The following is a 23,761-nucleotide window of genomic DNA, read 5'->3' on the forward strand; positions in this document are numbered from 1 at the left end:
ACCGTGCGTGTCCTGGCCTACGAGCTGCGCCGCCTGCGCGGCCTGCGATCCACCTGGCTGCTGCTCGCCGCCGTGCTGCTCGGCGACGCCGTCGTGGCCGCCGTGCTGGCGAGCCAGGCCCCGGACGGTCTGCTGTCCGCCCCGGCCGGGGTGCGGCTGCTGACCGCCGCCGTCCCGCTGAGCCCGCTGCCCTTCGCCGCGCTCGGCGCCGGGGTGCTGGGCGCGCTCTCTTACGGGCACGAGGTGCGCCACCCGGGGCTGCCGGCCTCGCAGGTGTCGTACCTGCGTCGGCTGCGGCTGCTGCTGGCCAAGCTGTTGGTGGTCGGGCCGGTGGCGGCGCTGCTGGCGTCGGCCACGCTGTTGCTCGACGCGGTGGTCGTGCACCTGGCGTTGCCGGACGGCGTCACCGTGGCGGCCTGGTCGGATCCGGCCGCGCTGTCGGACCGGGTGTCCGAGCTGGTGACCGGTGCCGGGATGTCGGGGCTGTCCGACCTGCCGGGGGTGTTCGCCCCGCTCGGGCTGTCGGCCGGCCACGGGGTGCCCGCCGCGCTGCTGGCCTTCGTCCTGCTCACCGTGGTGGCCGGCTGGACCGGGGTGCTGACCGCCTCGCTGACCCGCAGTGCCGCGGCCGGGGTGCTGCTGCTGTGCGCGCTGCCGCCGCTGCTGGAGTCCGGCGTCGCCCTGCTGCTGCGCCACACCGGCAGGCCGTGGCCGACCCGGGCGGCCGAGCTCCTGCCCTTCCAGTCCGGGATCGAGTGGGCCTACGGCTGGGTGTACGGCGGCGGTGCGCACGAAGCGGCGGCCGGGAGCGCGGCGTTCAGCGATCCGGCGCTGCTCGCGGCGGTCGCGGCCCCCGCGGCGCTCCTGCTGCTCGCCGCCTTGCTGGTCCAGGCCCGCCGCCGCGCGCTGTAGCCGTGCCCTGTGGCGGCGTCATGGGGCGGGCCCGGTAGGCGCGCCCCCCAGGGGCCCGCCCGTGCAGAGCTCGCGGCTCTCCGGGCGGGGCGTGTCCGGGACTTCCAAGATCGACCAGCAGTGACCGTATTGCACTTTTCGCCCTGATAAGAAGTCAATTATCCAGTCACCGTCGATCACCCTTTCGTGTGCTTTTCACGAGAATTCTCAAGCCACGCCCGCCTATCGCCGACAAAGGAGGCGTGAGTACCCTTGCGCACCCCACCATGACCCCCGCCCGTTCCACCGAAGGGCCCATCCACGGTCCCGGCGACCTGGACCGCTTCTCGTACGCCGACCGGCCGACCCCGCCGGCGCCCCGCTGGGAGGGCGCCGAGTCCGACATCGCCAGGGTCGGCCGCAAGACCACCAGCAGCCGAGGCCGCGGTCTGCACGGCCAGCTGGTCCAGCAGCTCGGCCAGATGATCGTCTCCGGCGACCTCGGCGCCGACCGTCCGCTGGTGCCGGAGGAGATCGGCCAGCGGTTCGAGGTCTCCCGCACCGTCGTCCGCGAGTCGCTGCGCGTGCTGGAAGCCAAGGGCCTGGTCAGCGCCCGGCCGAACGTCGGCACCCGGGTCCGCCCGGTCGGCGACTGGAACCTGCTGGACCCGGACATCATCGAGTGGCGCGCCTTCGGCCCGCAGCGGGACGAGCAGCGCCGGGAACTCTTCGAGCTCCGCTGGGCGATCGAGCCGCTGGCGGCCCGGCTCGCCGCCGGCCACGGCCGGGAGGACGTCCAGCAGCGGCTGGTCGAGCTGGTCGAGATCATGGGCCACGCCGCCTCCCAGGCCGACCTCTCGACGTACACCCGGGCCGATGCCGAGCTGCACGGTCTGATCCTCCAGATGGCCGGCAACCGGATGCTGGAGCACCTGTCCGGGATCGTCGCCTGCGCGCTGCAGGTCTCGGGCGGTCCGGCCATCTCCTGCGAGCGGCCCGCCGAGTCCTCGGTGGGCCTGCACGCCCGGCTGGTGGACGCGCTGGGCGCCGGCGACGGCACCGCGGGCGAGGCCGCGATGCGGGCCCTGCTCACCGTCCATCCCGAGATCGAGCCGTCCGTCCCCGCGCCCAGGGAGCACTGAACGGGCTGTTCTCACGAGCGGAGGCGCCGGATGGCGGCGGTCCGCTCCGCCATGGCCCTCCGGCCGCACCGCGCGGCGCAGCCGGAGGGCCTCCGCATGCCGTCGCCCGGCGGCAGGCCCGCGAAGGGGTTCGTGAGGGGGTTCGCCCTCGATGGGGCGGCCAGTGAAGGCACCGGCGGGAGTCGACCTCATCATTCGCTCTGCTCATGACAACGATTCGCCCTGGGAGTGCGCGATGATGGAAGCGGCCCCGGGTCGCGGGCGCCGGTGGTGTGACCCGCGACACGAAGGCCATGCGTAACACTTGACGAGTAGCAGCGATGTGTCCTGAGCGGAAGCAGCTCCGGAATACTCCAACATGTCAGAATGCTGTGTTGGTCCGCGGCGCTGCTGCCGTCCTGCAAACCCAGTCCTCAAGCCCGAGTCGGTCGGAATCGACACCGCGCGCCCGACGCGCGATCTCCTTCCCCGCCCGCTTGGGCGGCCGGTACGGGTTCGAGTCCACTCATCGTCCGAGAGGTTGTTCGTGTCGGCCAGCACATCCCGTTCACTTCCCCCCGAGATCGCCGAGTCCGCGGCTCTGCTGGCGCTCATCGAGCGGGGCAAGGCCCAGGGGCAGATCGCCGGTGACGACGTGCGCCAGGCGTTCGAGGCGGACCAGATCCCGGTCACCAAGTGGAAGAACGTCATGCGCAGCCTCAACCAGGTGCTGATTGAGGAGGGGGTGGACCTCATGGTCAGCGCGGCCGAACCGGCCGGCGCCAAGCGCAAGAGCGTTGCTGCCAAGAGCCCCACCAAGCGCACCGCCACCAAGGCTGTCACCACCCGGACCCCGGCCGCCTCGTCGGCCCCGACCAAGCCGCCCGTGCGGATCGCCCCCGGCGCTCCCGTCGCGGCTCCGGCCGTCGCCGCCGCCGCGGCCCCGGCCCCCACCGTCTCCGCCGAGATCACCGGCGTCGCCGGCACCGAGGTGAAGGCGGTTCCCGCCAAGAAGGCCGCTCCGGCCAAGAAGGCCGCCGCCAAGAAGACCGCGGCGCCTGCCAAGAAGACCGCCGCCAAGAAGACCGCCGCCGGCAAGAACGCCAAGGGCGACGAGGAGCTGCTCGGCGAGGAGGAGCTGCTCGAGGACGCCGCTCTGCCCGGTGAGAAGACCGAGGTCGAGGGCACCGGTCCGGAGGAGGAGTCGGAGGGCTTCGTCCTCTCCGACGACGACGAGGACGACGCGCCGGCCCAGCAGGTCGCCGTCGCCGGCGCCACCGCCGACCCGGTCAAGGACTACCTGAAGCAGATCGGCAAGGTCCCGCTGCTCAACGCCGAGCAGGAGGTCGAGCTCGCCAAGCGCATCGAGGCCGGCCTGTTCGCCGAGGACAAGCTCTCGGCCGCCGACAAGCTCGCCCCGAAGCTCAAGCGCGAGCTGGAGATCATCGCCGAGGACGGCCGCCGGGCCAAGAACCACCTGCTGGAGGCCAACCTCCGCCTGGTGGTCTCGCTGGCCAAGCGCTACACCGGTCGCGGCATGCTCTTCCTGGACCTCATCCAGGAGGGCAACCTCGGTCTGATCCGTGCGGTCGAGAAGTTCGACTACACCAAGGGCTACAAGTTCTCGACCTACGCCACCTGGTGGATCCGCCAGGCGATCACCCGCGCCATGGCCGACCAGGCCCGCACCATCCGCATCCCGGTGCACATGGTCGAGGTCATCAACAAGCTGGCCCGCGTCCAGCGCCAGATGCTCCAGGACCTGGGCCGCGAGCCCACCCCGGAGGAGCTGGCCAAGGAACTCGACATGACCCCCGAGAAGGTCATCGAGGTCCAGAAGTACGGCCGCGAGCCGATCTCGCTGCACACCCCGCTGGGCGAGGACGGCGACAGCGAGTTCGGTGACCTGATCGAGGACTCCGAGGCGGTCGTCCCGGCCGACGCGGTCTCCTTCACCCTGCTCCAGGAGCAGCTGCACTCGGTGCTGGACACCCTGTCCGAGCGCGAGGCGGGCGTGGTCTCGATGCGCTTCGGCCTGACCGACGGCCAGCCGAAGACGCTGGACGAGATCGGCAAGGTGTACGGGGTCACCCGTGAGCGCATCCGCCAGATCGAGTCGAAGACCATGTCGAAGCTGCGCCACCCGTCGCGTTCCCAGGTGCTGCGCGACTACCTGGACTGATCGACCGGCTGTACCGATCGACGCACGTCGTTCCACGCGAAGGCCCGGAGCCGCACGGCTCCGGGCCTTCGTGGCTGTCCGGGCCCGGGCGGCGGCCCGCCCGCGACCTGGGACCGGCCCGCCCGCGGCCCGGTCCCGTCAGCGTCCGGGTGGCGGATGTCCCTCGTCCGGGTGGCGGCGCGGCGGGAAGGGGTCGCACCGTGTAGTCGTTCACCTACGCTGTGCCGGTTGCCTGCTTCCGAGCCTCCTGGAGTCACGGTGCCGACCGAGCCGGACCGCACAGACCTGCCGACGCCCACCCAGTTCCCGGTCGGCCCCGCCGGCCCCGCAGACCCCGCCGGTCCGGCCTGCTCGGCGGATCCGGCCGCCGGTCGGTCCGGCCGCCGGGGCAGGGCCGCCGTGCTGGCGCTGCTCGCCGCCGTGCCGGTCCCGCTGGTCGCCCTCGGTACCGCGGCGCCGGCCGAGGCGCAGCGCCGGGTGGTCGGCGGCGCGGCGGCCAGCACCAAGGACCACCCGTGGATCGTGGCGCTGTCCAGTCGCCAGCAGTTCGGCAGCGGCCGTTCCGGCCAGTTCTGCGGGGGCGCGCTGGTCACCCCGACCAAGGTGGTGACGGCCGCGCACTGCTTCTACGACGAGGCCAAGGGCCGGGTGGACCGACCGGGCCTCAAGGTGGTCGTCGGCCGGGACGACATGCGCGGCACGGCCGGCCGCGAGGTCGGGGTGCGGTCGGTCTGGATCCACCCCGACTACTCCTTCACCGCCAACATGAACGACGTCGCGGTGATCACCCTCGCCGAGTCCCAGGGTGCCCGGCCGGTGGTCGAGCTGGTCGGGCAGGGCGAGACGGCGCCGTACGCGGCCGGGACGACGACGCAGGTGTACGGCTGGGGCGACACCACCGGGCGGGGCGACTACTCGCCCGTGCTGCGCGGGGTCTCCGTGCCGATCGTGCCGGACCGGACCTGCGCGCAGGCCTATCCCGGCGGGCAGGACGGGAAGTTCGACGCCCGGGGCATGGTCTGCGCGGGCGAGGAGCGGGGCGGCAAGGACGCCTGCCAGGGCGACAGCGGCGGCCCGATGGTCGTCGACGGCCGGCTGGTGGGCCTGGTGTCCTGGGGCACGGGCTGCGCCGAGGCGGCCCACCCGGGCGTCTACACCAGGGTCTCGTCGGTCGCGGACGCGGTGCGCTCGGAGCTGTGAACGCCTCCGCGCGCGGTGCGGGCCCCGGGCCGCGGTGCGTTCGGCGCCGCGGCGACCGCGGCGGGTGAGCGCCCGGTCACGTACTGGGGCCGGGTCCTGACGCAGCGTCGGCCGGGACGGCCGTGGCGGACGGGTCTTCGCCGGGCCCGGGAGAGCATGCCGGGGTACGTGCCGGGGTACAGCAGAGCCGGGCGATCGGCCCCCGAGGGGGTCGTTCGCCCGGCCCACCGGTCGCGCGCGGTGCGCGACCGGACACAGCTCGACGCCGTCTGCTGGTCTTGGTGCCCGGGATCAGCGCTCGTCGTCGGAGGCCGTCGCGGTGGTCGTGGTGAGACGGCCGCTCTCGTCCTGTATCTCCACGGCGATCTTCTTGAGCTCGGGCTCGAACTTCCGGCCGTGGTGGGCACAGAAGAGCAGCTCTCCGCCGCTGGCGAGTACGACGCGCAGGTAGGCCTGGGCGCCGCAGCGGTCGCAGCGGTCAGCCGCGGTGAGCGGGCTCGCAGGGGTCAGAACAGTAGTCACGTCGCCTCTTCTCTAGCTCGACGAGCTGTCGTACCAGGGTCAACATCCAACCAGGCCGAAAACGTTCCCGCTCGTGGCTTTTCTTCTCTGAGGATTCTGCTGTGTTGATGAGGACGTGCCCCGGGCGCCGGTGGTTCATGCCTGCCGGAAACCGGGATCCGCCCGTCGCTCGAACGCCCGATCGGGATCGGGTGCGAGGTCCGCGTAGCATAATCCTCTGCCGGGTTGGAGCATAAGCCCCGTCCCGGGCCCCGGTAGCCTGCATAACGGCAGTTCCGGAGCCTGCGCCCGGCCCCACGATCCGCCAGGACCGGTGGTACCGGGAGGAGATGGCGCCCCCGGGGCTCGTACCCGGGTGCGGTGCTTGTTCGCGCAGCGCGTACAAGCTGCGCGGGACCGGCCCGTCGTGCTGCGCACCCACCGCAGGGGTTCGGGCACGCAGGGCGACGAATGTCGGTGCGGCGTGCTGCACTGGCGTTTGGTCCGGATGCGTCCGGATGTGACCGATGAGACAGATCTTCACCGAGGAGTGTGCCGCGTGAGTGCCGAAACGACCGTGCCGTCCGCGCTGCTGGCCGGCGACGACGGTTCCAACTACACCGCGCGGCACCTGCTCGTCCTGGAGGGCCTGGAGGCGGTCCGCAAGCGCCCCGGCATGTACATCGGCTCGACCGACAGCCGCGGTCTGATGCACTGCCTCTGGGAGATCATCGACAACTCCGTCGACGAGGCGCTCGGCGGCTACTGCGACCGCATCGACGTGGTGCTGCACCCCGACTCCTCCGTCGAGGTCAGGGACAACGGGCGCGGCATCCCGGTCGACGTCGAGCCCAAGACCGGGCTGTCCGGCGTCGAGGTCGTGATGACCAAGCTGCACGCCGGCGGCAAGTTCGGCGGCGGCTCGTACGCGGCCTCCGGCGGTCTGCACGGCGTCGGCGCCTCGGTCGTCAACGCGCTCTCCGCCCGCCTCGACGTCGAGGTCGACCGCAGTGGGCACACCCACGCGATCAGCTTCCGCCGCGGCACCCCCGGCATCTTCACCGAGACCAGCCCGGACGCGCCCTTCGAGCCCGGCAACGGCCTGACCAGGACGCGCAAGGTGCCGAAGGCCCGCACCGGCACCCGGATCCGCTACTGGGCCGACCGGCAGATCTTCCTCAAGGACGCCAGGCTCTCCCTGGAGACGCTGCACAGCCGCGCCCGGCAGACCGCCTTCCTGGTCCCCGGCCTGACCATCGTGGTGCGTGACGAGCGGCTCACCGAGAGCGAGAAGATCGAGGAGTCGGTCTTCCGCTACGACGGGGGCATCGCCGAGTTCTGCGAGTTCCTGGCCCCGGACAAGCCGGTCTGCGACGTGCTGCGGCTGCGCGGCGAGGGCACCTTCAAGGAGACCGTGCCGGTCCTGGACGACCTCGGCCACATGACCCCCACCGAGGTGACGCGCCACCTCGGGGTGGACATCGCGCTGCGCTGGGGCGCCGGCTACGACACCACCCTGCGCTCCTTCGTCAACATCATCGCCACCCCCAAGGGCGGCACCCACGTCACCGGCTTCGAGCGCTCGCTGGCCAAGACCGTCAACGAGGCGCTGCGGGCGGGCAAGCTGCTGCGCGTCGCCGAGGACGACATCACCAAGGACGACGCCACCGAGGGCCTCACCGCGGTGGTCACCGTCCGGCTCGCCGAGCCGCAGTTCGAGGGCCAGACCAAGGAGGTGCTCGGCACCTCGGCGGCCAACCGGATCGTCGCGGCCGTCGTCGCCAAGGAGCTCAAGGCCTTCCTCACCTCGACCAAGAAGGACCAGAAGCTCCAGGCCCGGGCCGTGCTGGACAAGGTCGTCGCGGCCGCCCGCACCCGGGTCGCCGCCCGCCAGCACAAGGAGGCCCAGCGCCGCAAGACCGCGCTGGAGACCAGCTCGCTGCCCGCCAAGCTGGCCGACTGCCGCAGCGACGACGTCGACCGCAGCGAACTCTTCATCGTCGAGGGCGACTCCGCGCTCGGCACCGCCAAACTCGCCCGCAACTCCGAGTTCCAGGCGCTGCTGCCGATCCGCGGCAAGATCCTCAACGTGCAGAAGGCCTCGGTGAGCGACATGCTCAAGAACGCCGAGTGCGCCGCGATCATCCAGGTGATAGGGGCCGGCTCCGGCCGCACCTTCGACATCGACCAGGCCCGCTACGGCCGCGTCATCTTCATGGCCGACGCCGATGTCGACGGCTCGCACATCCGCACCCTGCTGCTCACCCTCTTCCACCGCTACATGCGCCCGATGGTCGAGCAGGGCCGGGTCTTCGCCGCCGTGCCCCCGCTGCACCGGATCGAGCTCACCAACCCCAAGCGCGGCCAGGAGAAGTACCACTACACCTACTCCGACGCCGAACTGCGCTCCACGCTCCTGGAGTTCCAGCGCAAGAACATGCGCTGGAAGGACCCGGTGCAGCGCTACAAGGGTCTGGGCGAGATGGACGCCGACCAGCTGGCCGAGACCACCATGGACCCGCGCCACCGCACGCTGCGCCGGATCAACCTGGGCGACCTGGAGCAGGCCGAGAAGATCTTCGACCTGCTGATGGGCAACGACGTCGCCCCGCGCAAGGAGTTCATCGTGGACTCGGCGGCCACCCTGGACCGCTCCCGCATCGACGCCTGACGCGGGCGCCCCGTACAGGCCGGGGCGCCCGGCCCGCGCGGGCCCTCCACCCACGGGTGGAGGGCCCGCGCGTTCGCGTTCCACCCGGGGTCCACCCCGGCTCCGATCAGCGGGAACCGGCGGATCCGTAGCGTCGGAGAGGTCGGCAACACCCCTCTCCTCGGAACGGAGCCCTCCGATGACCACCTTCGTCAACCTGCTCGTCGTCGCCGCGGCGCTGGTCCTGGTCGCCCGGCGCCAGATGCGGGCGCAGCGCCTGGACTCCGAGCGCCGCTTCTGGCTGCTGCCGCTGATCCTGGGCGTGCTCGCGCTGCGGGACCCGCAGATCATCGACCACCAGCACACCGCGCTGTCGGTGGCCCTGCTGGCCGCCGGGCTGGTCGCGGTGCTCGGGATGGGTTCGGTCTGGGGCTGGACGGTGCGCCTCTGGCGGGCCGCCGACGGCTCGGTCATGACCAAGGGCACCAAGGCCACGGTGGCCGCCTGGATCGGGATGATCGCCATCCGGATCGGCCTGTTCGGGATCGGCGCGGCACTGCACGTCCACCAGTCCGGCAGCTCCCTGATGCTCGGCATGGCGGTCCTGCTGCTGGTCCGCTCGCTCGTGGTGAACTGGAGGGCCCGGGCGCTGGAGCCCTCGGGGCCCACGGCCGTCCTGCACTGAACCGCCGCCGCACCGTCCTGATCGACCGCCGTGAGCACCGAGGAGGCACCCGTGGCCGGGTGGTACTGGACCCGCTGGCCGTCCCGCGAGGGGATGGAGCGCGAGGCCGAGAGCCGGCCGAGACGGGCCCTCACGGTGCTCGGCCGGATCGTCCTGGTGGCCACCGTCACCTGGGGGACCCTGGCCGACGGCCGGTTCGCCGGCTGGGCGGAGGCGGCCGCAGTGGCCGGACTGGTCGCCGCCTTCGGGTTCTGCGCGGCCTGGCTGCACGCCACCCGGGCGCAGCGCCCGCTGCCCGCGTACCTGCTGACCGGCGCGGTGCTCGGCGCCGCCTGGCTGGCCAACGCCGGGCGGGCGACCCTGCTCGCCGACGTGCTCTGGTACGGCCTGGCGGTGATGGCCCTGGTCCGGATGCCGCCCGCGCCCGCGCTGATCACGGCGGCGGTCTCACTGGCCTCGTACACGGCGGTGACCACGTCGAGCTGGCTCAGCGTCGCGGCCACCGTCGGCGGGATCTCCCTCCTCGGCTACCTGCTGCGGCTGGACATCGAGGCGCGCGGCACCTCCCGCCGGCTGCTCGCCCAGGAGCGGGCCGCCCGGGCCGCCGAGGCGGAGAGCGCGGCGCTCGCCGAACGGGCCAGGATCGCCCGGGAGATCCACGACGTGCTCGCCCACAGCCTCTCCGCGCAGCTCGTCCACCTGGAGGCGGCCCGGCTGATGCTGGACGCCGGGACGGACCGCGGGCAGATCCGCGAACGGGTCGTCGCCGCCCGGCGGATGGCGCAGGACGGGCTGGCCGAGACCCGGCAGGCGCTGTCCGCGCTGCGCGGGGAGCTCACCCCGGTCGGGGACTTCCTGGTCGAGCTGACCGGGCGGGAGCGGGCCGCGCTCACCGTCACCGGGACGCCCCGGCCGCTCGCCGCCGAGGCCGCCCTCGCGGTGCGGCGCACCGCGCAGGAGGCGGTGACCAACGTCCGCAAGCACGCGCCCGGCGCCCGCTGCGCCGTCGAACTGCGCTACCTGGACGGGGCGGTGGAGCTGGAGGTGCGCAACACCCGCCCGCCGCGCGGCCCGTCCGCGGGCGGGTCGTCACCGGAGGAGTTGGCCGCCAGCGGCAGCGGGTACGGTCTGCTGGGAATGCGCGAACGCGCGGAACTGCTCGGCGGCACGCTGGTGGCGGGCCCGGAGGACGGAGGGTGGCGCGTGCTGCTGCGGGTGCCGGAATGACGGGTTCCGGAGTGACGGGCGCCGGAACGGCGGGTGCCGGAACGGCGGGCCCGGGGGTGACCAGGGTGCTGGTCGCGGACGACCAGACGGTGGTGCGCGAGGGGATCGTGATGCTGTTGGGGCTGCTGCCCGGCATCGAGGTGGTCGGTGCCGCGGGGGACGGGGAGGAGGCCGTCGACCTGGTGGAGCGTCATCACCCGGACGTGGTGCTGATGGATCTGCGGATGCCGCGCTGTGACGGCGTCGAGGCGACGAGGCGGATCCGCGCGGCGCACCCGGAGACCGAGGTCGTGGTGCTCACCACCTTCGCGGACGACGATTCGCTGTTCCCGGCGCTCCAGGCCGGGGCGCGCGGCTACCTCACCAAGGACGCGGGCGCCGAGGAGATCGCCAGGGCCATCGCGGACGTCCGGTCGGGCGCCGCGGGGCTCTCCCCGCAGGTCCAACTTCGGTTGCTGAAAAGGCTTTCGGAGCAGCCGGGAGGCTCCGGTCCGGCGGCCGGCCGGCCCGTCGCCCCGCCGGGGGAGCTGCCGGACGGGCTGACCGTGCGGGAGGCCGAGGTGCTGGCGCTGATCGCCGAGGGGCTGTCCAACGCCGAGATCGCGCAACGGCTGTTCGTCAGCCAGGCCACAGTGAAGACCCACATCAACAATCTGTTCGCCAAGACCGCGGTGCGGGACCGGGCCCAGGCGGTCGCCTACGCCTTCCGACACGGAATCACCAGGACGCAGCAGTAGTCCGATGAGTGTCTGTCGGATGATCGATCACCTCATCGAGTGAACGTATCTGCGATGGTCAGGGGGGCTGTCCTAGGGCCGCCATCATGGTTCGGGTCAGAACATCCGGCCGTCCAGGAGCAGCAGTGCCACAGCAGCAGACGAGCAGTCCCGGACCGGGACAGCAATTCGACTGGTGGGCCGCTGCGGCCGCCGGTACCCCCGTTGAGTCCGCCGAGCCATCGGCTGCGCACCGCCGGTCGGCGGTACCGGCGCAGTCGGGCCCCGACCGCACGGACCACGTCCGTACGGCCCAGTCGACAGAGCCCGTCGCCGGGTCAGTGGCCGTCGGCGCACCGGTCCACGGGGCCGCCGTCGAGCCGTTCGCCCAGAGCACCCCCGCCGACGCCGCGGCCCCGGCCGCACCGCCCGCGCCACTCGACGAGGAACCGGTCGCCGACCGCACCGAGGTCTACCGGGCGGTCCAGGTCAGCGAGACGTTCCGGCAGATCCGCCGCAGCTACCGGACCTTCGTCTTCCCGATCACCGGCGCCTTCCTCGCCTGGTACCTGCTGTACGTCGCCGCCCAGGCCGGAGCCCCCGACCTGATGCGCAGGACGGTGGCCGGCCCGCTCAACGTGGCCTGGCTGCTCGGGCTGCTGCAGTTCGCCTCGACCTTCCTGCTCACCTGGCTCTACGCCCGCAACTCCAGGACCAAGCGCGACCGCGCCGCCCTGGGTCTGCGCTGGGACACCCAGGACCAACTGCGATGACGACCCTGATGCTCACCGTGCCCACCGACGCGGCCCGGGCCGCCGTGCGGACCGTGGTGTCGACCGCCACCCCGCCGCCGGTCGCCCCCACCGGCGACCACCACTCGCTCGCCATCGCGCTGTTCGCCGTCGTCGTCCTGGTCACCCTCGGGGTCACCCTCTGGGTCGGCCGCCAGGGCAACGCCGCCGAGGACTTCTTCGCCGGCGGCCGCGACTTCACCCCGCTGCAGAACGGCTTCGCGCTCTCCGGGGACTACCTCTCCGCAGCCTCCTTCCTGGGCGTCGCCGGGCTGATCGCGCTCTACGGGTACGACGGCGTGCTCTACAGCATCGGCTTCCTGGTCGCCTGGCTGGTCGTGCTGATGCTGGTCGCCGAACTCGTCCGCAACGCCGGGCGGTACACCCTCGCCGACGTGCTCGCGCTGCGGCTGCGCCGCCGCAAGGTGCGCGCCGCGGCCGGCGGCGCCAGCGTCGTGGTCACCCTGCTCTACCTGGTGGCCCAGATGGTCGGCGCCGGATCGCTGGTCGCCCTGCTGCTCGGCACCGGCAGCCCGCACGCCCGCACCTGGACGATCATCGCGGTCGGCGCCCTGATGATCGTCTACGTCACCATCGGCGGGATGCGGGCCACCACCTGGATCCAGATCATCAAGGCGTTCCTGCTGACCGGCGGTTCGGTCCTGCTGACGGTGCTGCTGGTGGTCCGCTTCCACGGGGACCTCGCCGAGCTGATGCGCCAGGCCGCCGACCACAGCGGCGCCGGGCACCGCTACCTGGAGCCCGGGCTCAAGTACGGCGGCAGCCTCACCAGCCGACTGGACTTCGTCAGCCTCGGCCTGGCCCTGGTGCTCGGCACCGCGGGCCTGCCGCACATCCTGTCCCGCTTCTACACCGTGCCCACCGCGCGGGCCGCCCGCCGCTCCACGATGTGGGCGATCGGCCTGGTCGGCAGCTTCTACCTGATGGCCATCGTGCTCGGCCTCGGCGCCACCGCGCTGATCGGCTCGGCCGAGGTGCACCGTGCCAACTCGGCCGGGAACACCGCGGTTCCGCTGCTCGCCCTGGTGCTCGGCGGCGGAAACGGCAGCACCGGCGGGGTGGTGCTGTTCGCCCTGATCTCGGCGATCGCCTTCGCCACCATCCTCGCCGTGGTCGCCGGACTGACGCTGGCCTCCTCGGCGGCCTTCGCCCACGACGTCTGGGCCGGCGCCTGGCGTGCCCGGCCCGGGCGCGAGTCGGCGAAGGACGCCCGGGGGCGTCGCCGCCGGGGCGAGGGCGTCCCGGCCTCCCGCGCGGCCGAGGAGCCGGTGTCCGAGGTCAGCGAGCAGCAGGAGGTGGTGGTCGCCCGGATCGCCGCCGCCGGGATCGGTGCGACGGCGATCGTGATCAGCCTCTTCGCCCAGCAGCTGAACGTCGCCTTCCTGGTCGGCCTGGCCTTCGCCGTCGCCGCCTCCTCCAACCTGCCGGTGCTGCTGTACAGCCTGTTCTGGTCGCGGTTCACCGCCCGCGGCGCGGTCTGGGCGGTGTACGGCGGGCTGATCCCGGCGATCGTGCTGGTGTTCTTCTCGCCGGTGGTGTCCGGTTCCGCCGAGGCGCTCTTCCCCGGCCTCGACTTCCACTGGTTCCCGCTGGAGAACCCGGGCATCGTCTCCATCCCGCTCGGCTTCCTGGCGGGCTGGATCGGGACGGTCACGTCGTCCGAGCCCGCCGACCCGGACCGATTCGCCGAGCTGGAGGTACGTGCCCTGACCGGTGCGGGCGCGGCCTGAGCCGTCGCGCCCGGGGAACCCCGGCGGGCCTGGGGCCGCCGGGGTTCCCCCTGTCCGGGGCCGGGCCGAAGCCGGGGACTCGGGCCCGACGGTCCCCGGGCGGCCGCTCAGGCGTTCAGGCGTTCAGGCGTCCTGGCGTCCTGGCGTTCAGGCCCGGGCCGCCAGCCCGTAGCGGTGCTCCGGGCGGCCGGTGTCGCCGTACCGCAGGGTCAGCCGCAGCCGGCTGTCCCGCTCCAGCTGCTTGAGGTAGCGCTGGGCGGTGGAGCGGCTCAGCCCGGTGGCGTCGGCGACCTCCTGGGCGGACAGCGGTCGGCCGGCCCGGCGCAGCACCCCCATCACCAGGTCGGTGGTGGGCGCCGAGTGGCCCTTGGGGAGCGCCCCGGCCGGGGCGGTGGCGCTGCGCAGGGTCGCGAACAGCCGGTCCACCTCCTCCTGGCCGGCCTCCCTGGCCGGGGCGGCGAGCGCGTGCCGCAGCTGCGCGTACGCGACCAGCTTGTCCCGCAGCCCGGCGAAGGTGAACGGCTTGACCAGGTACTGGAGCGCGCCGTGCTGCATCGCGGCATGCACCGTCGACACGTCCCGGGCGGCGGTCACCATCATCACGTCGCAGGCCACCTGGCGGTCCCGCAGCCGGCGCACCAGGGCCAGGCCGGTCTCGTCCGGCAGGTGGTGGTCGAGCAGCAGCAGGTCCACCGGTCGGCGCTCCAGGGCGGCCAGCGCCTCCCCGGCCGAGTGCGCGGTGCCGGTCACCCGGAACCCCGGGACCTTGGCCACGTACGCGGCGTGCACGTCCGCGACCCGGAAGTCGTCGTCCACCACGAGTACGTCGATCATCACGCCTCCGCGAGCTGAGTGGTGAGCAGGGCCTCGGGCAGTTCGACGGTGAACCGGGCGCCGCCGAGCGGCCCGGCGTCGAGCACGATCCGGCCACCGGTCCGCTCGACCAGCCGCCGCACCATCGCCAGCCCCAGCCCGCGCGGACGGTGCGCGGGTGCGTCCTTGCTGGTCCACCCCTCTTCGAAGACCTGCTCGCGCAGCTCCTCCGGCACGCCCGGGCCGCTGTCCGCGACCTGCAGCAGCAGGGTCGCACCGGCCGCCGCCAGGCTCACCTCCACCCGGCCCCCGCCGCCGGCCGCCAGTGCGTCCACCGCGTTGTCGATCAGGTTGCCGAGCACCGTCACCAGGGCCCGGGTGTCCACCACCGCGTCCGGCAGGTGGGCCGCCGGGGCCAGCGCCAGCCGCACCCCGCGCTCGCCGGCCACCGCGCTCTTGCCCGCCAGCAGCGCCGCCACGTGCGGGTCCTGGACCTGCTCGGCGATCCGCGCGGCGACCACGGCGTGCGAGCCGGACTGCTCCGAGATGAACGCCACCGCCTGCTCGTGACGGCCCAGCTCCAGCAGGCCCAGCAGGGTGTGCATCCGGTTGGCGTGCTCGTGGTCCTGGGCCCGCAGCGCCTCGGTCAGGCTGCGGGTGGTGTCCAGCTCGCGGACCAGCGACTCCAGTTCGGTGCGGTCCCGAAGGGTCACCACCGCTCCGCCCTCGGGCGTGGCCGTCCGGTTCACCACCAGCACCCGGTCGTCCCGGACGGCCGGCAGGTCGGAGCCGGCGATCCGCCCGGCGAGCACGTCCGCCAGCCGGCCCGGGGGCAGCACCGCGCCGATCGGGCGGCCGGTGCAGTCCTCGGGCAGGCCGAGCAGCCGCAGCGCCTCGTCGTTCGCCAGCCGGATCCGGCCGTGTTCGTCCAGCGCCACCATTCCCTCGCGGATGCCGTGCAGCATCGCCTCCCGCTCCACCAACAGCGCCGAGATGTCGGCCAGCGCGATGTTGTGGGTGCGGCGTTTGAGCCGGCGGGCCAGGAGGAGGGTGGCGAGCGTCCCGGCGGCCAGGCCGGCGCCCGCGCACAGCAGGATGCCGGTGAGCATCTTCAGGAGCCGGCGGCGGATCGAGTCGTCGCTGATGCCGACCGAGACCTCGCCGACGATCCGGCCGTCCGCCGTCCGCAGCGGCACCTTGCCGCGGGCGGTGCGGCCCAGGGTGCCCTGCTGGATGGCGGTGACGCTGCGGCCGTTGAGGGCGGGCTCCGGGTCGGTGCTGACCCGCTGGCCGATCCGGCCCGGGTCGGTGTGCGAGAGCCGGATGCCGTCCAGGTCGGTGACCACCACGAAGCTGGCGCCGGTGGCCAGCCGGATCTGCTCGGCGTTGCGCTGGGCGGCCACCACGTCCCGGCCGGCGGCGGCCCGGGCGATGCTCTCGTCGGTGGCGGTGGCCTGGGCGATCGACAGCGCCCGCTGCATCGCGTCGTGGTCCAGCTCGCTGCTGACCGGGGCGAGGAACAGCCCGGCCGTCACGGCGGTGACACCGACGGTGACGACGGTCTGGCTCAGCAACAGCTGGGCGAAGACCCGGCGGGGCCGGCGGGAGCGCTTCATCCGGGCCTCCTCTCGGCGGCTGCGGGGTGGTTCGGCGGGGCGGGAAAGGCGGGGGCGGGAATAGTCGGGGGCGGGAAGGGAGGAAGGGCGGGAAAGGCGGGGGGACGGGAAACTCTATGTTTCCGCCGGGTTTCCGTCAGCCGCGTCCCCGCAGTTGTAGCGGAAGCAAAACGAGCAGAACACCCCTCTATGCGGAGAAGTCGCACTACGCGGAGAAGGCTCCCGCCGGGGCCGGGCCCGCTCCTACCTTTCCGGGGCAGGCACAGACCCGGGAGGATCGGTATGAGTACTACCCCGGCGATCGAGCTGACCGGCGCGACGAAACGGTTCCGCACCCCTTCGGGGGCGCTGCACACCGCCGTCCGCGACCTCGATCTGACCGTCGCCCAAGGCGAGTTCGTCGCCGTCGTCGGACCCACCGGCTGCGGCAAGTCCACCACGCTGACGCTGGTCAGCGGCCTGGAGGAGCCCACCGAGGGCGAGGTCCTGGTGTACGGCGAGCCCGTGCGCGGGATCGACCCCAAGGTCGGGTTCGTCTTCCAGCAGGACGCCGTCTTCCCGTGGCGCACCGTGCTGTCCAACGTGATGGCCGGTCCGCGTTTCCGGGGCGTTCCCGCGGCGGAGGCCAGGGAGCGGGCCCGGGACTGGCTCGGCCGGGTCGGCCTGGCCGCCTTCGAGGACCGCTACCCGCACCAGCTGTCCGGCGGCATGCGCAAGCGCGTCGCGCTCGCCCAGACCTTCGTCAACGACCCGGCGATCCTGCTGATGGACGAGCCGTTCTCGGCGCTGGACGTGCAGACCCGGGCCCTGATGTCGGACCAGCTGCTGGAGCTGTGGGCCGGCACCGGCTCCTCCGTCGTCTTCGTCACCCACGACCTGGACGAGGCCATCGCGCTCGCCGACCGGGTCGTCGTCATGACGGCCGGCCCGGCCACCGTCAAGGAGGTCTTCACCGTGGACCTGCCGCGCCCGCGCACCGTGGAGGCCGTCCGGCTGGAACCGAGGTTCGTCGAGCTGTACCGCGAGATCTGGGCCTCGCTCGGCGAAGAGGTGCGCATCACCCGGGAGAGAGGAGCGGGTCGTGCCGCTTGAGACCACGTCCGAGTCCGAGTCCGAGTCCGGAGCCGGTTCCGTGCCCGGCGCCGCGCCGGCGTCAGCACGGGACGGCGCCGGGAAGCCGGGGGCCGTCCCGACGAGGACCGAGGCCCGCGAACGGGCCGCCCGCAACCGGAGGCTGGGCGTCCACGGCGCCCGGGTCGCGGTGCTGGTCGCCTTCCTCGGGCTCTGGGAGGTCTGTGCCCGTACGGATGTCATCGACCCGTTCAACTTCTCCCAGCCGTCGAGGATCTGGGACCAGATCTGGCAGTGGATCACCCACGGCACCGCGCAGGGCTCGCTCGGCGAGCAGATCGGCTACACCCTCTACGAGGCCCTCACCGGCTGGGTGATCGGCGTCGTCGGCGGTGTGCTGCTGGGCATCGCGCTCGGCCGGATCCGCTTCCTGGCCGACGTGTTCGGGCCGTACATCAAGGTGCTCAACGCCATTCCGCGGATCGTGCTCGCGCCGATCTTCCTGATCTGGTTCGGCCTGGGCCCGGCCTCCAAGGTCGCCTCCGCGGTGGTGCTGGTGTTCTTCCCGGTGTTCTTCAACGCCTTCCAGGGCGCCCGCGAGGTGGACCGCAACCTCGTCGCCAACGCCCGCATCCTGGGCGCCGACAACCGCAAGGTCACCCTCCAGGTGGTCATCCCCGCCGCCACCACCTGGATCTTCACCAGCCTGCACGTCAGCTTCGGCTTCGCGTTGATCGGCGCCATCGTCGGCGAGTACATCGGCGCCACCAAGGGCCTCGGCCTGCTCGTCGCGGCAGCCCAGGGCACGTTCAACGCGGCCGGCGTGTACGCGGCCATGACCATCCTCGCCGTCGTCGCGCTGCTCACCGAGGGGCTGCTGACCTTCGCCGAGAAGAAGCTGTTCCGCTGGAAGCCCGCCGACGCGGGCGACGGCCGCTGAACTCCCCCCGCCAGTACCGAGAAGAGAGGCCCCCACCCATGCGCAGAACAGCCGCGGCCGCCCTCGCCGCCGTCCTGCTCCTCCCGCTCTCCGCTTGTGCCAACGACGCCGCCACCGCCGGCCACGGCGCGGTGGCCGCCCCCGCCGGGCAGCAGGTCGACGGGCCCAAGGTCAAGATCATGGTCGGCGGTCTGGACAAGGTCATCTACCTGCCCGCGATGCTCACCCAGCGGCTCGGCTACTTCGCCGAGTCCGGCGTCAACGTCGAGCTGATGACCGAGCCGGCCGGCGTCAACGCCACCACCGCGCTGCTCGCCGGCGACGTCCAGGGCGCCGTCGGCTTCTACGACCACACCATCGACCTCCAGGCCAAGGGCAAGAAGGTCGAATCCGTGGTGCAGTTCGCCCAGGCGCCCGGCGAGGTCGAGGTGGTCTCCACCAAGCAGGCCGACGCGATCGCGTCCGGCGCCGACTTCAAGGGGAAGAAGCTCGGCGTCACCAGCATCGGCTCCTCGACCGACTTCCTCACCAAGTACCTCGCCGTCAAGAACGGCACCGCCGTCAGCGAGTTCAGCCCGGTCGCGGTCGGCGCCGGTCAGACCTTCATCGCCGCGCTCCAGCAGGGCAGCATCGACGCCGGGATGACCACCGACCCGACCGTCGCCGCCGTCCTGGACAAGGGCCTCGGCAAGGTCCTCTACGACATGCGCACCCCCGAGGGCTCGCGCGCGGCGCTCGGCGGGCTGTACCCGTCCTCGTCGCTGTACATGAACACCGACTGGGTGGAGAAGAACCGGGACACCACCCAGAAGCTCGCCGACGCCTTCGTGAAGACCCTGAAGTGGATGTCCACCCACAGCCCCGAGGAGATCGCCGCGAAGATGCCCGCCGACTACGCGCAGGGCGGCGCCGAGCAGTACGCGGCGGCGATCAAGGCGACCCTGCCGATGTTCACCACGGACGGCGTGATGCCGGCCGACGGGCCGAAGACCGTGCTCTCGGTGCTCGCCGCCTTCCACCCGGACGTGAAGGGCAAGGAGGGGTCGATCGACCTGGCGAAGACGTACACCACGGAGTTCGTCGCCAAGGCCGCGGGCTGAGCGGCCCCGCGCGCCGACGGTCCCGCGCCCACCCCCACGGGCGCGGGGCCGCCGTCCCCGGCCCGCGGGTTCAGAGCCCCCGGACCGACAGCACGTCCATCCGCGACGGCGTCCCCGCCGCCTTGCCGCAGCTCTCCGGACGGGCCGGCTCGCTCACCGACTCGATCACGTCCACCTCCCAGGACCGCCCGTCCCGGTGCAGCACCGTCACCAGCCAGCGGCCCTCGCCGTCCGGCCGCTGGACGAGCGTCAGCACGTCCACCCCGGTCTCGCCGGTGGCCAGCCGCACCGCGTGCTCGGCCGCCTGCCCCGGCCGCTCCCAGCCGGAGCAGCCGCGCGACCACTCCGGCACCGTGTGCCCGGCCGCCGTCGCCGCCAGCACCTCCTTGGCGGTCTCCGGCGTCAGCCGCCCGTACGCGTAGCCGTACGGCAGCACCAGCATCGTGGGGGAGAAGCGGTGCCCGCCCAGGTGGGTCACCTCCCACACCTCGCTGTGCCCGGCCGCCGCCAGCTCCGCGGCGAGCGGGCGGCCCAGCAACGCGCAGCAGCGGTCCCGCCGGCCGTTGGTGCACACCAGGGCCACCGGGCCGCCGACGTGCTCCGCCCCGAAACCGGTGTGGTCACCGGCGCCCAGCGCCCCGAAGTCCAGCCCCAGCAGCTCCGCCGGATCCGCCACCGCCGCCCGGCGCACCCAGCCGCGGGCCGGCACCGTGTGCGCCACCAGCACCTCGTGGCGCGCGGTCGGCAGACAGTCGGCGTGCCGCCCGGGCCGCCTGATCAGCGCCACGCGTACGCCCGTCCCGGCCACGGCCGCCTCCAGCGCCCGCCCGACCTCCGCGTCCAGATGGCTCTCGCCCAGCGCCTTCGCGCCCCACGGCCCGTTCTGCTCCACCAGCAGCCAGGTGGCCGCCACCGCCGCCGTCGCGGTCAGCGGCTCCGAAAGTTCACGCGACACGGTCGCACAAGTGCTCACCCCGGCAAGGCTACCCTCGGCCGATAACCCCACCCGATCATCCGAACGCGGCCTTCACCCGTTGGGCCACCTCCTCGTCCACCGTGTCGTACATCGGCGCGGAGAGGGTCGGGAGGTCGGCGAACTCCAGGTGGATGCTGCGGACGACGTCCGCGAACAGCTCCGAGTACAGCTCCCAGTCCTCCGGGCAGGGAGTGCTCAGCTCCAGCGAGAGCAACTCGACCTCGTTCGGCAGCGGCAGGTGCACCTGGATCACCGAAGTGGTCAGCACCCCGTCGACGAGCGACAGCGACAGGCCGTCCAACGGGGCCGCCCCGTCCTCCAGCGCGGTCGCCACGGCGTCGATCACCGCCACCGCCCGCCCGGCGGGCAGCTCGACCGCCGTCACCTCCGCCTCCGGACGGGACCGGGCCAGCCGGGTGAGCAGGAAGTCGACGGCGCCCGGGTAGTCCGTACCGACCAGGGGGCACACCGAGGCCGTGATCGTGGCCGTGCTCGGACGTCCGTCCACGTCCACCAGACACATCCCGGCGTGGATCACCCCGGCCTCGGCCATCGACGGAATCAGCTCGGCCAGCGCCACCGCCCAGCGTAGCCGCGGCTCCTCGGACCGGGAGGCCAGCACCTCGCAGACCAGCTCCCAGAGCTCCTCGGCCACCTCGTCGGCGGTGCCCAGCACCGGCACCTCGTGGAAGGCGGGCGGGACGACGAAGCGGATCTGGAGCCGGGCGTCTGCGGAGGCTGTCGGGGTGCCGGACATCGGGCCTTCTCCGGAGGTCATGACGGCTTGCGGATCCGGTTGCGGACGTCCAGCCAGGAGGGCGGGACGGGGACCGGGGCTCCGTACGCGCGGGCTTCGATGAGCAGGTCGAGGTAGGCGTTGGCGCGGTCGCGCACCCCGGAGCGGCTCCAGGTCCAGTACGACCTCAGTGCGGGGACGGCGGTGAGCACTCCCGCGGCCACCACGCTGCCGACGGCGATGATGAACTGTCGGCGCTGCTCGGCGTCGGCGAAGTCCGGGCGGCCGAGGAAGCCGACCAGCACGGCCACGACCAGGATCAGAGCGGACACATTGCTCCACCGCCGTTTCCGGCGGACGGCGTGCCGCTGTGCGGCGAGAAGTGCCCGGACCGCCTGTTCGTCCAGGAAGTCGACACCGTACGGGGCACCGAGTTCACGGGCCCGGGCGGCCAGTGTCGAGTGCTGTGCGAGCGCGGCCGGCGGCAGCACCGGAAACCTGGGGTCGATCACGGCGTCGGGCGGCCCCCACGAGCCGGACTGAGCCGCGACACCGGGTGGGGGAGCAGGAGCGGTATACGGGACCGGACCGGTGGGGTACGTGGTCGGAGCGGCCAGGGAGCCCTCCTCCCACGTGGCCCGATCGGCATCGACCCCCCACTCGGTGGGAACCTGGAACGTCAGCCCCGCACGCCGGGCCTGGTTCAGCAGGCCGATGTACGCGGTGAAGTGTACGGAGGCGCTGTTCTTGGCCGATCCGCGATCCGCGCCCCACAGCCAGAGTGCGATTCCGGCCGGAACGCCCAGGATCGCCGCGGCCCAGTTGCCGGTGATTGAGGAGACCGCTATCCCCATGATGATGAGCAGCCAAGCCGGTTCGCTGAAGGAGTCCAGCCGGTTCCGTAGCCGCAGGTGCCTGATCACCACATTGCGGGCCACATCGTCGTTCAGCAGGCTGACACCGTAGAGCGTCTCGGCCCGGCGTGCAGCCTCGGCCACATCGGGCACGGCAGCGAGCTGCCCACCCGAGACAGGCAACGTCACCTGGAGATCGTTGACCATGGTCTCTCCTCTCAGCCGACGGCGTTCAGGAACGGCGTGGGCGACGGGCGGTACGACGGCTTGGGCGTTGGCCCGAGAGGCACGATGGGCGGCTTCACGTCCTCCTTCTTCTCGTGGCCCGCAGCGATGCTGTGGGCGAGCCCGACTGCCTTGTTCGTGACCGTGACGAGGGCAGGTTCCACGTCGACGCCCGCTTTCGCGAGCCCGTCGACGATGTTCTTGGTCGAGAAGGGAGTGCGGGTCATCTCGAACAGGGCCGCGCCGGCGCTCCGGGCACGTTCGGCGGCACTGGCTCCTTCGCTCAGTTTCACCGATTCCTTGAAGGCGCCGGTATGAGCCCTGAGCTTGTTGACGAGGCCAGAAACCTTGGCTGCCTTGACGGAGTTCCCCGCCGTCGCGAAGCCCTTGATGGCACCGACCCCGGGAAACACCCCGAGCGCGTCCAACCCGATCTTCCCCCAGGACACTTCCTGGCCACGGGACTTGGCGATGCCGTGTCCGGCCACCGCGGCCGCGCTGGTCAGCACGGCCGCGGCACCCAGCACCGGGCCGATCCCGGGGACCACCAGTGCCGCGATCGCCAGCCCGGCCGAGATCTTGGACAGGTCGTCCGCGTGGTCGGCCAGGAAGTCCACCGACTTCTGCCAGGCGTGCTCCACCTTGTCCAGCATCCGCTTGAGGAAGCTCGGGTCCGGAGGGTGGTGCCGGGAGGCCTCCATGATGGCCCTGGCGGCGGCCTCGGCCTTGGTCTTGTGGTCCGCCAGCTGTTTGTGGCCGTTCGCGACCAGTTCGTCCAGCTGGTGCACGAGTTGCTGCTGGGCCTGGAGTTTGGCCTCGAAGTCGGCCTTGGCCTTCGCCTGGGCCGACGTGTCGGTGGACTGCGCGGAGGCGTCGAGGGCCTTGCCCGCGGCGTCGCACTGGACGTTCATGTCGCCCAGCCGGGAGCGGAGTTCGACGGCCTGGGCCTCCATCGTCCGGCCGGAGGCGAGCAGCCCGGTGAGCTGGGTGTGCCAGGCCTTGAGGGCCCGGGAGCAGGCGGCCATCGATTCGTGGCCCTGGGTGAGGTACTTGGGCAGTTCGCCGAGCTTGCCGGCGAAGTTGCGGGCGGCCTCGCCCTGCCAGGCGCTGCCCTCGGAGCCGAGGTCGGCGAGGGCGTGCCGCAGTTCCTCCAGTTCGCGGGCGACGGCGTCGACGTCCGTGTACATCTTGGCGATGGCCGGGAGGTCCCCCGGGGCCGGGCAGAAGCCGAGGCCCGGCCAGTTCCTGTCACTCATGGTGGAAAGTCAGTCCCCTGCTGGTCGGCTCAGGTCGCGCCGAATCCCTTGGCGGTGCCCTGCTCGTTCTCCCCGTAGTTCTTGAGCGTTGCGTCCAGGCCCTCGCGCAGGCCGTGGGCGAGCTTGGCCATCCGGCCGATGCCGCCGTGCCAGTGGTCCTCGAAGCCCTTGCACGCCGCGTCGAGCCGTGCGGTGCCCAGCTGTTTGCCCTTGCCGAGGTTCTCGAGGCTCTCGGCAACCGCCCCCATGCGGGTGCCGCATTCGTCGAGTTGTTTGGACACCGTTCTCATCCGGCCCATGTCGATCTTGAATTCTTCGGCCAACTCCCCGTCCCCCCAAGGATGGTGATGCCGCGTTGGAGCACCTGTTCGGTGAACCTAACCCATGGGTGGGCAAAGTTCCGGCGGTGCCCGGGAATTGGGGATCGCTCCTCCGCATTCCCGGTCGGACGGGCACGAA

Annotated in this window: 21 protein-coding genes; 13 read left to right on the top strand and 8 right to left on the bottom strand. The window is 72.5% G+C overall.

Annotated features, from left to right (window positions below):
• Window positions 1–3 precede the first annotated feature (3 nt).
• The 4 genes from ACWD4P_RS05445 to ACWD4P_RS05460 all read left to right on the top strand — a co-directional run bounded on the left by ACWD4P_RS05445 (window position 4) and on the right by ACWD4P_RS05460 (window position 5,394).
• Window positions 4–912, top strand: a complete 909-nt coding sequence (locus ACWD4P_RS05445) for a hypothetical protein (protein WP_449778630.1) — start codon at window positions 4–6, stop codon at window positions 910–912.
• Window positions 913–1,100: 188 nt separating this feature from the next.
• Entirely contained in the window at window positions 1,101–2,033 is a 933-nt protein-coding gene (locus ACWD4P_RS05450) for a FadR/GntR family transcriptional regulator (protein WP_359817455.1), read from the top strand.
• A gap of 520 nt (window positions 2,034–2,553) precedes the next feature.
• Window positions 2,554–4,194: an RNA polymerase sigma factor gene (locus ACWD4P_RS05455; RefSeq protein ID WP_449778631.1), complete on the top strand. Its 1,641-nt coding sequence runs from the start codon at window positions 2,554–2,556 to the stop codon at window positions 4,192–4,194.
• Window positions 4,195–4,593: 399 nt separating this feature from the next.
• Window positions 4,594–5,394: a S1 family peptidase gene (locus ACWD4P_RS05460; protein ID WP_449778659.1), complete on the top strand. Its 801-nt coding sequence runs from the start codon at window positions 4,594–4,596 to the stop codon at window positions 5,392–5,394.
• 291 nt (window positions 5,395–5,685) lie between these two features.
• Here ACWD4P_RS05460 and ACWD4P_RS05465 read toward each other — a convergent pair whose 3' ends face one another.
• Window positions 5,686–5,916, bottom strand: coding sequence for a DUF7455 domain-containing protein (locus ACWD4P_RS05465; RefSeq protein WP_355269382.1), 231 nt, complete (start codon window positions 5,914–5,916; stop codon window positions 5,686–5,688).
• 538 nt (window positions 5,917–6,454) lie between these two features.
• On the opposite strand from ACWD4P_RS05465, the gene ACWD4P_RS05470 reads away from it, so the two are divergent.
• From ACWD4P_RS05470 to ACWD4P_RS05495, 6 genes are all read left to right on the top strand, one after another.
• Window positions 6,455–8,566, top strand: a complete 2,112-nt coding sequence (locus tag ACWD4P_RS05470; RefSeq protein ID WP_359817461.1) for a DNA gyrase/topoisomerase IV subunit B — start codon at window positions 6,455–6,457, stop codon at window positions 8,564–8,566.
• 178 nt (window positions 8,567–8,744) lie between these two features.
• The gene (locus ACWD4P_RS05475) at window positions 8,745–9,230 is read left to right on the top strand and encodes a DUF1453 domain-containing protein (protein WP_449778632.1); all 486 of its coding nucleotides are present in this window, start codon (window positions 8,745–8,747) and stop codon (window positions 9,228–9,230) included.
• 93 nt (window positions 9,231–9,323) lie between these two features.
• Complete coding sequence (locus tag ACWD4P_RS05480) at window positions 9,324–10,457, top strand: sensor histidine kinase (RefSeq protein ID WP_449778660.1); 1,134 nt, start codon at window positions 9,324–9,326, stop codon at window positions 10,455–10,457.
• Window positions 10,454–11,194 carry a response regulator gene (locus ACWD4P_RS05485; RefSeq protein WP_449778633.1) on the top strand — a complete coding sequence of 247 codons (741 nt, stop codon included), beginning with the start codon at window positions 10,454–10,456 and terminating at the stop codon, window positions 11,192–11,194. The genes ACWD4P_RS05480 and ACWD4P_RS05485 overlap by 4 nt, the downstream gene beginning before the upstream one ends.
• A gap of 320 nt (window positions 11,195–11,514) precedes the next feature.
• Window positions 11,515–11,946 (top strand): DUF485 domain-containing protein, encoded by a 432-nt coding sequence (locus ACWD4P_RS05490; RefSeq protein WP_359817467.1) that lies wholly within the window; start codon window positions 11,515–11,517, stop codon window positions 11,944–11,946.
• On the top strand, window positions 11,943–13,715 hold the full coding sequence (locus ACWD4P_RS05495; RefSeq protein ID WP_359817468.1) for a solute symporter family protein: 1,773 nt from the start codon (window positions 11,943–11,945) through the stop codon (window positions 13,713–13,715). Before ACWD4P_RS05490 ends, ACWD4P_RS05495 begins: the two co-directional genes overlap by 4 nt.
• A 147-nt stretch (window positions 13,716–13,862) precedes the next feature.
• Here ACWD4P_RS05495 and ACWD4P_RS05500 read toward each other — a convergent pair whose 3' ends face one another.
• Window positions 13,863–14,549 (bottom strand): response regulator, encoded by a 687-nt coding sequence (locus tag ACWD4P_RS05500; RefSeq protein WP_359817470.1) that lies wholly within the window; start codon window positions 14,547–14,549, stop codon window positions 13,863–13,865.
• Window positions 14,549–16,144, bottom strand: a complete 1,596-nt coding sequence (locus tag ACWD4P_RS05505; RefSeq protein WP_449778634.1) for a sensor histidine kinase — start codon at window positions 16,142–16,144, stop codon at window positions 14,549–14,551. Before ACWD4P_RS05505 ends, ACWD4P_RS05500 begins: the two co-directional genes overlap by 1 nt.
• A gap of 282 nt (window positions 16,145–16,426) precedes the next feature.
• On the opposite strand from ACWD4P_RS05505, the gene ACWD4P_RS05510 reads away from it, so the two are divergent.
• From ACWD4P_RS05510 to ACWD4P_RS05520, 3 genes are read left to right on the top strand one after another with little or no spacing between them, the layout of a single operon-like run.
• On the top strand, window positions 16,427–17,236 hold the full coding sequence (locus ACWD4P_RS05510) for an ABC transporter ATP-binding protein (RefSeq protein WP_359817474.1): 810 nt from the start codon (window positions 16,427–16,429) through the stop codon (window positions 17,234–17,236).
• Between the two features lie 40 nt (window positions 17,237–17,276).
• The gene (locus ACWD4P_RS05515; protein WP_359817515.1) at window positions 17,277–18,155 is read left to right on the top strand and encodes an ABC transporter permease; all 879 of its coding nucleotides are present in this window, start codon (window positions 17,277–17,279) and stop codon (window positions 18,153–18,155) included.
• 38 nt (window positions 18,156–18,193) lie between these two features.
• A complete protein-coding gene (locus ACWD4P_RS05520; RefSeq protein WP_449778635.1) occupies window positions 18,194–19,255 on the top strand; it encodes an ABC transporter substrate-binding protein in 1,062 nt (353 codons plus the stop codon).
• A 70-nt stretch (window positions 19,256–19,325) separates the two neighbouring features.
• Here ACWD4P_RS05520 and ACWD4P_RS05525 read toward each other — a convergent pair whose 3' ends face one another.
• Genes ACWD4P_RS05525 through ACWD4P_RS05545 form a run of 5 tightly spaced genes read right to left on the bottom strand, consistent with a single transcriptional unit; the run spans window position 19,326 to window position 23,625 of the window.
• Entirely contained in the window at window positions 19,326–20,228 is a 903-nt protein-coding gene (locus ACWD4P_RS05525; RefSeq protein WP_359817478.1) for a sucrase ferredoxin, read from the bottom strand.
• Between the two features lie 37 nt (window positions 20,229–20,265).
• Entirely contained in the window at window positions 20,266–21,009 is a 744-nt protein-coding gene (locus tag ACWD4P_RS05530) for a hypothetical protein (protein WP_449778636.1), read from the bottom strand.
• Window positions 21,006–22,028: a hypothetical protein gene (locus ACWD4P_RS05535; RefSeq protein ID WP_449778637.1), complete on the bottom strand. Its 1,023-nt coding sequence runs from the start codon at window positions 22,026–22,028 to the stop codon at window positions 21,006–21,008. Before ACWD4P_RS05535 ends, ACWD4P_RS05530 begins: the two co-directional genes overlap by 4 nt.
• An 11-nt stretch (window positions 22,029–22,039) precedes the next feature.
• Complete coding sequence (locus tag ACWD4P_RS05540) at window positions 22,040–23,302, bottom strand: hypothetical protein (RefSeq protein WP_449778638.1); 1,263 nt, start codon at window positions 23,300–23,302, stop codon at window positions 22,040–22,042.
• Window positions 23,303–23,331: 29 nt separating this feature from the next.
• Window positions 23,332–23,625 (bottom strand): hypothetical protein, encoded by a 294-nt coding sequence (locus ACWD4P_RS05545; RefSeq protein WP_449778639.1) that lies wholly within the window; start codon window positions 23,623–23,625, stop codon window positions 23,332–23,334.
• Window positions 23,626–23,761 lie beyond the last annotated feature (136 nt).

It is taken from the genome of Kitasatospora sp. NPDC002543 (assembly GCF_053594915.1).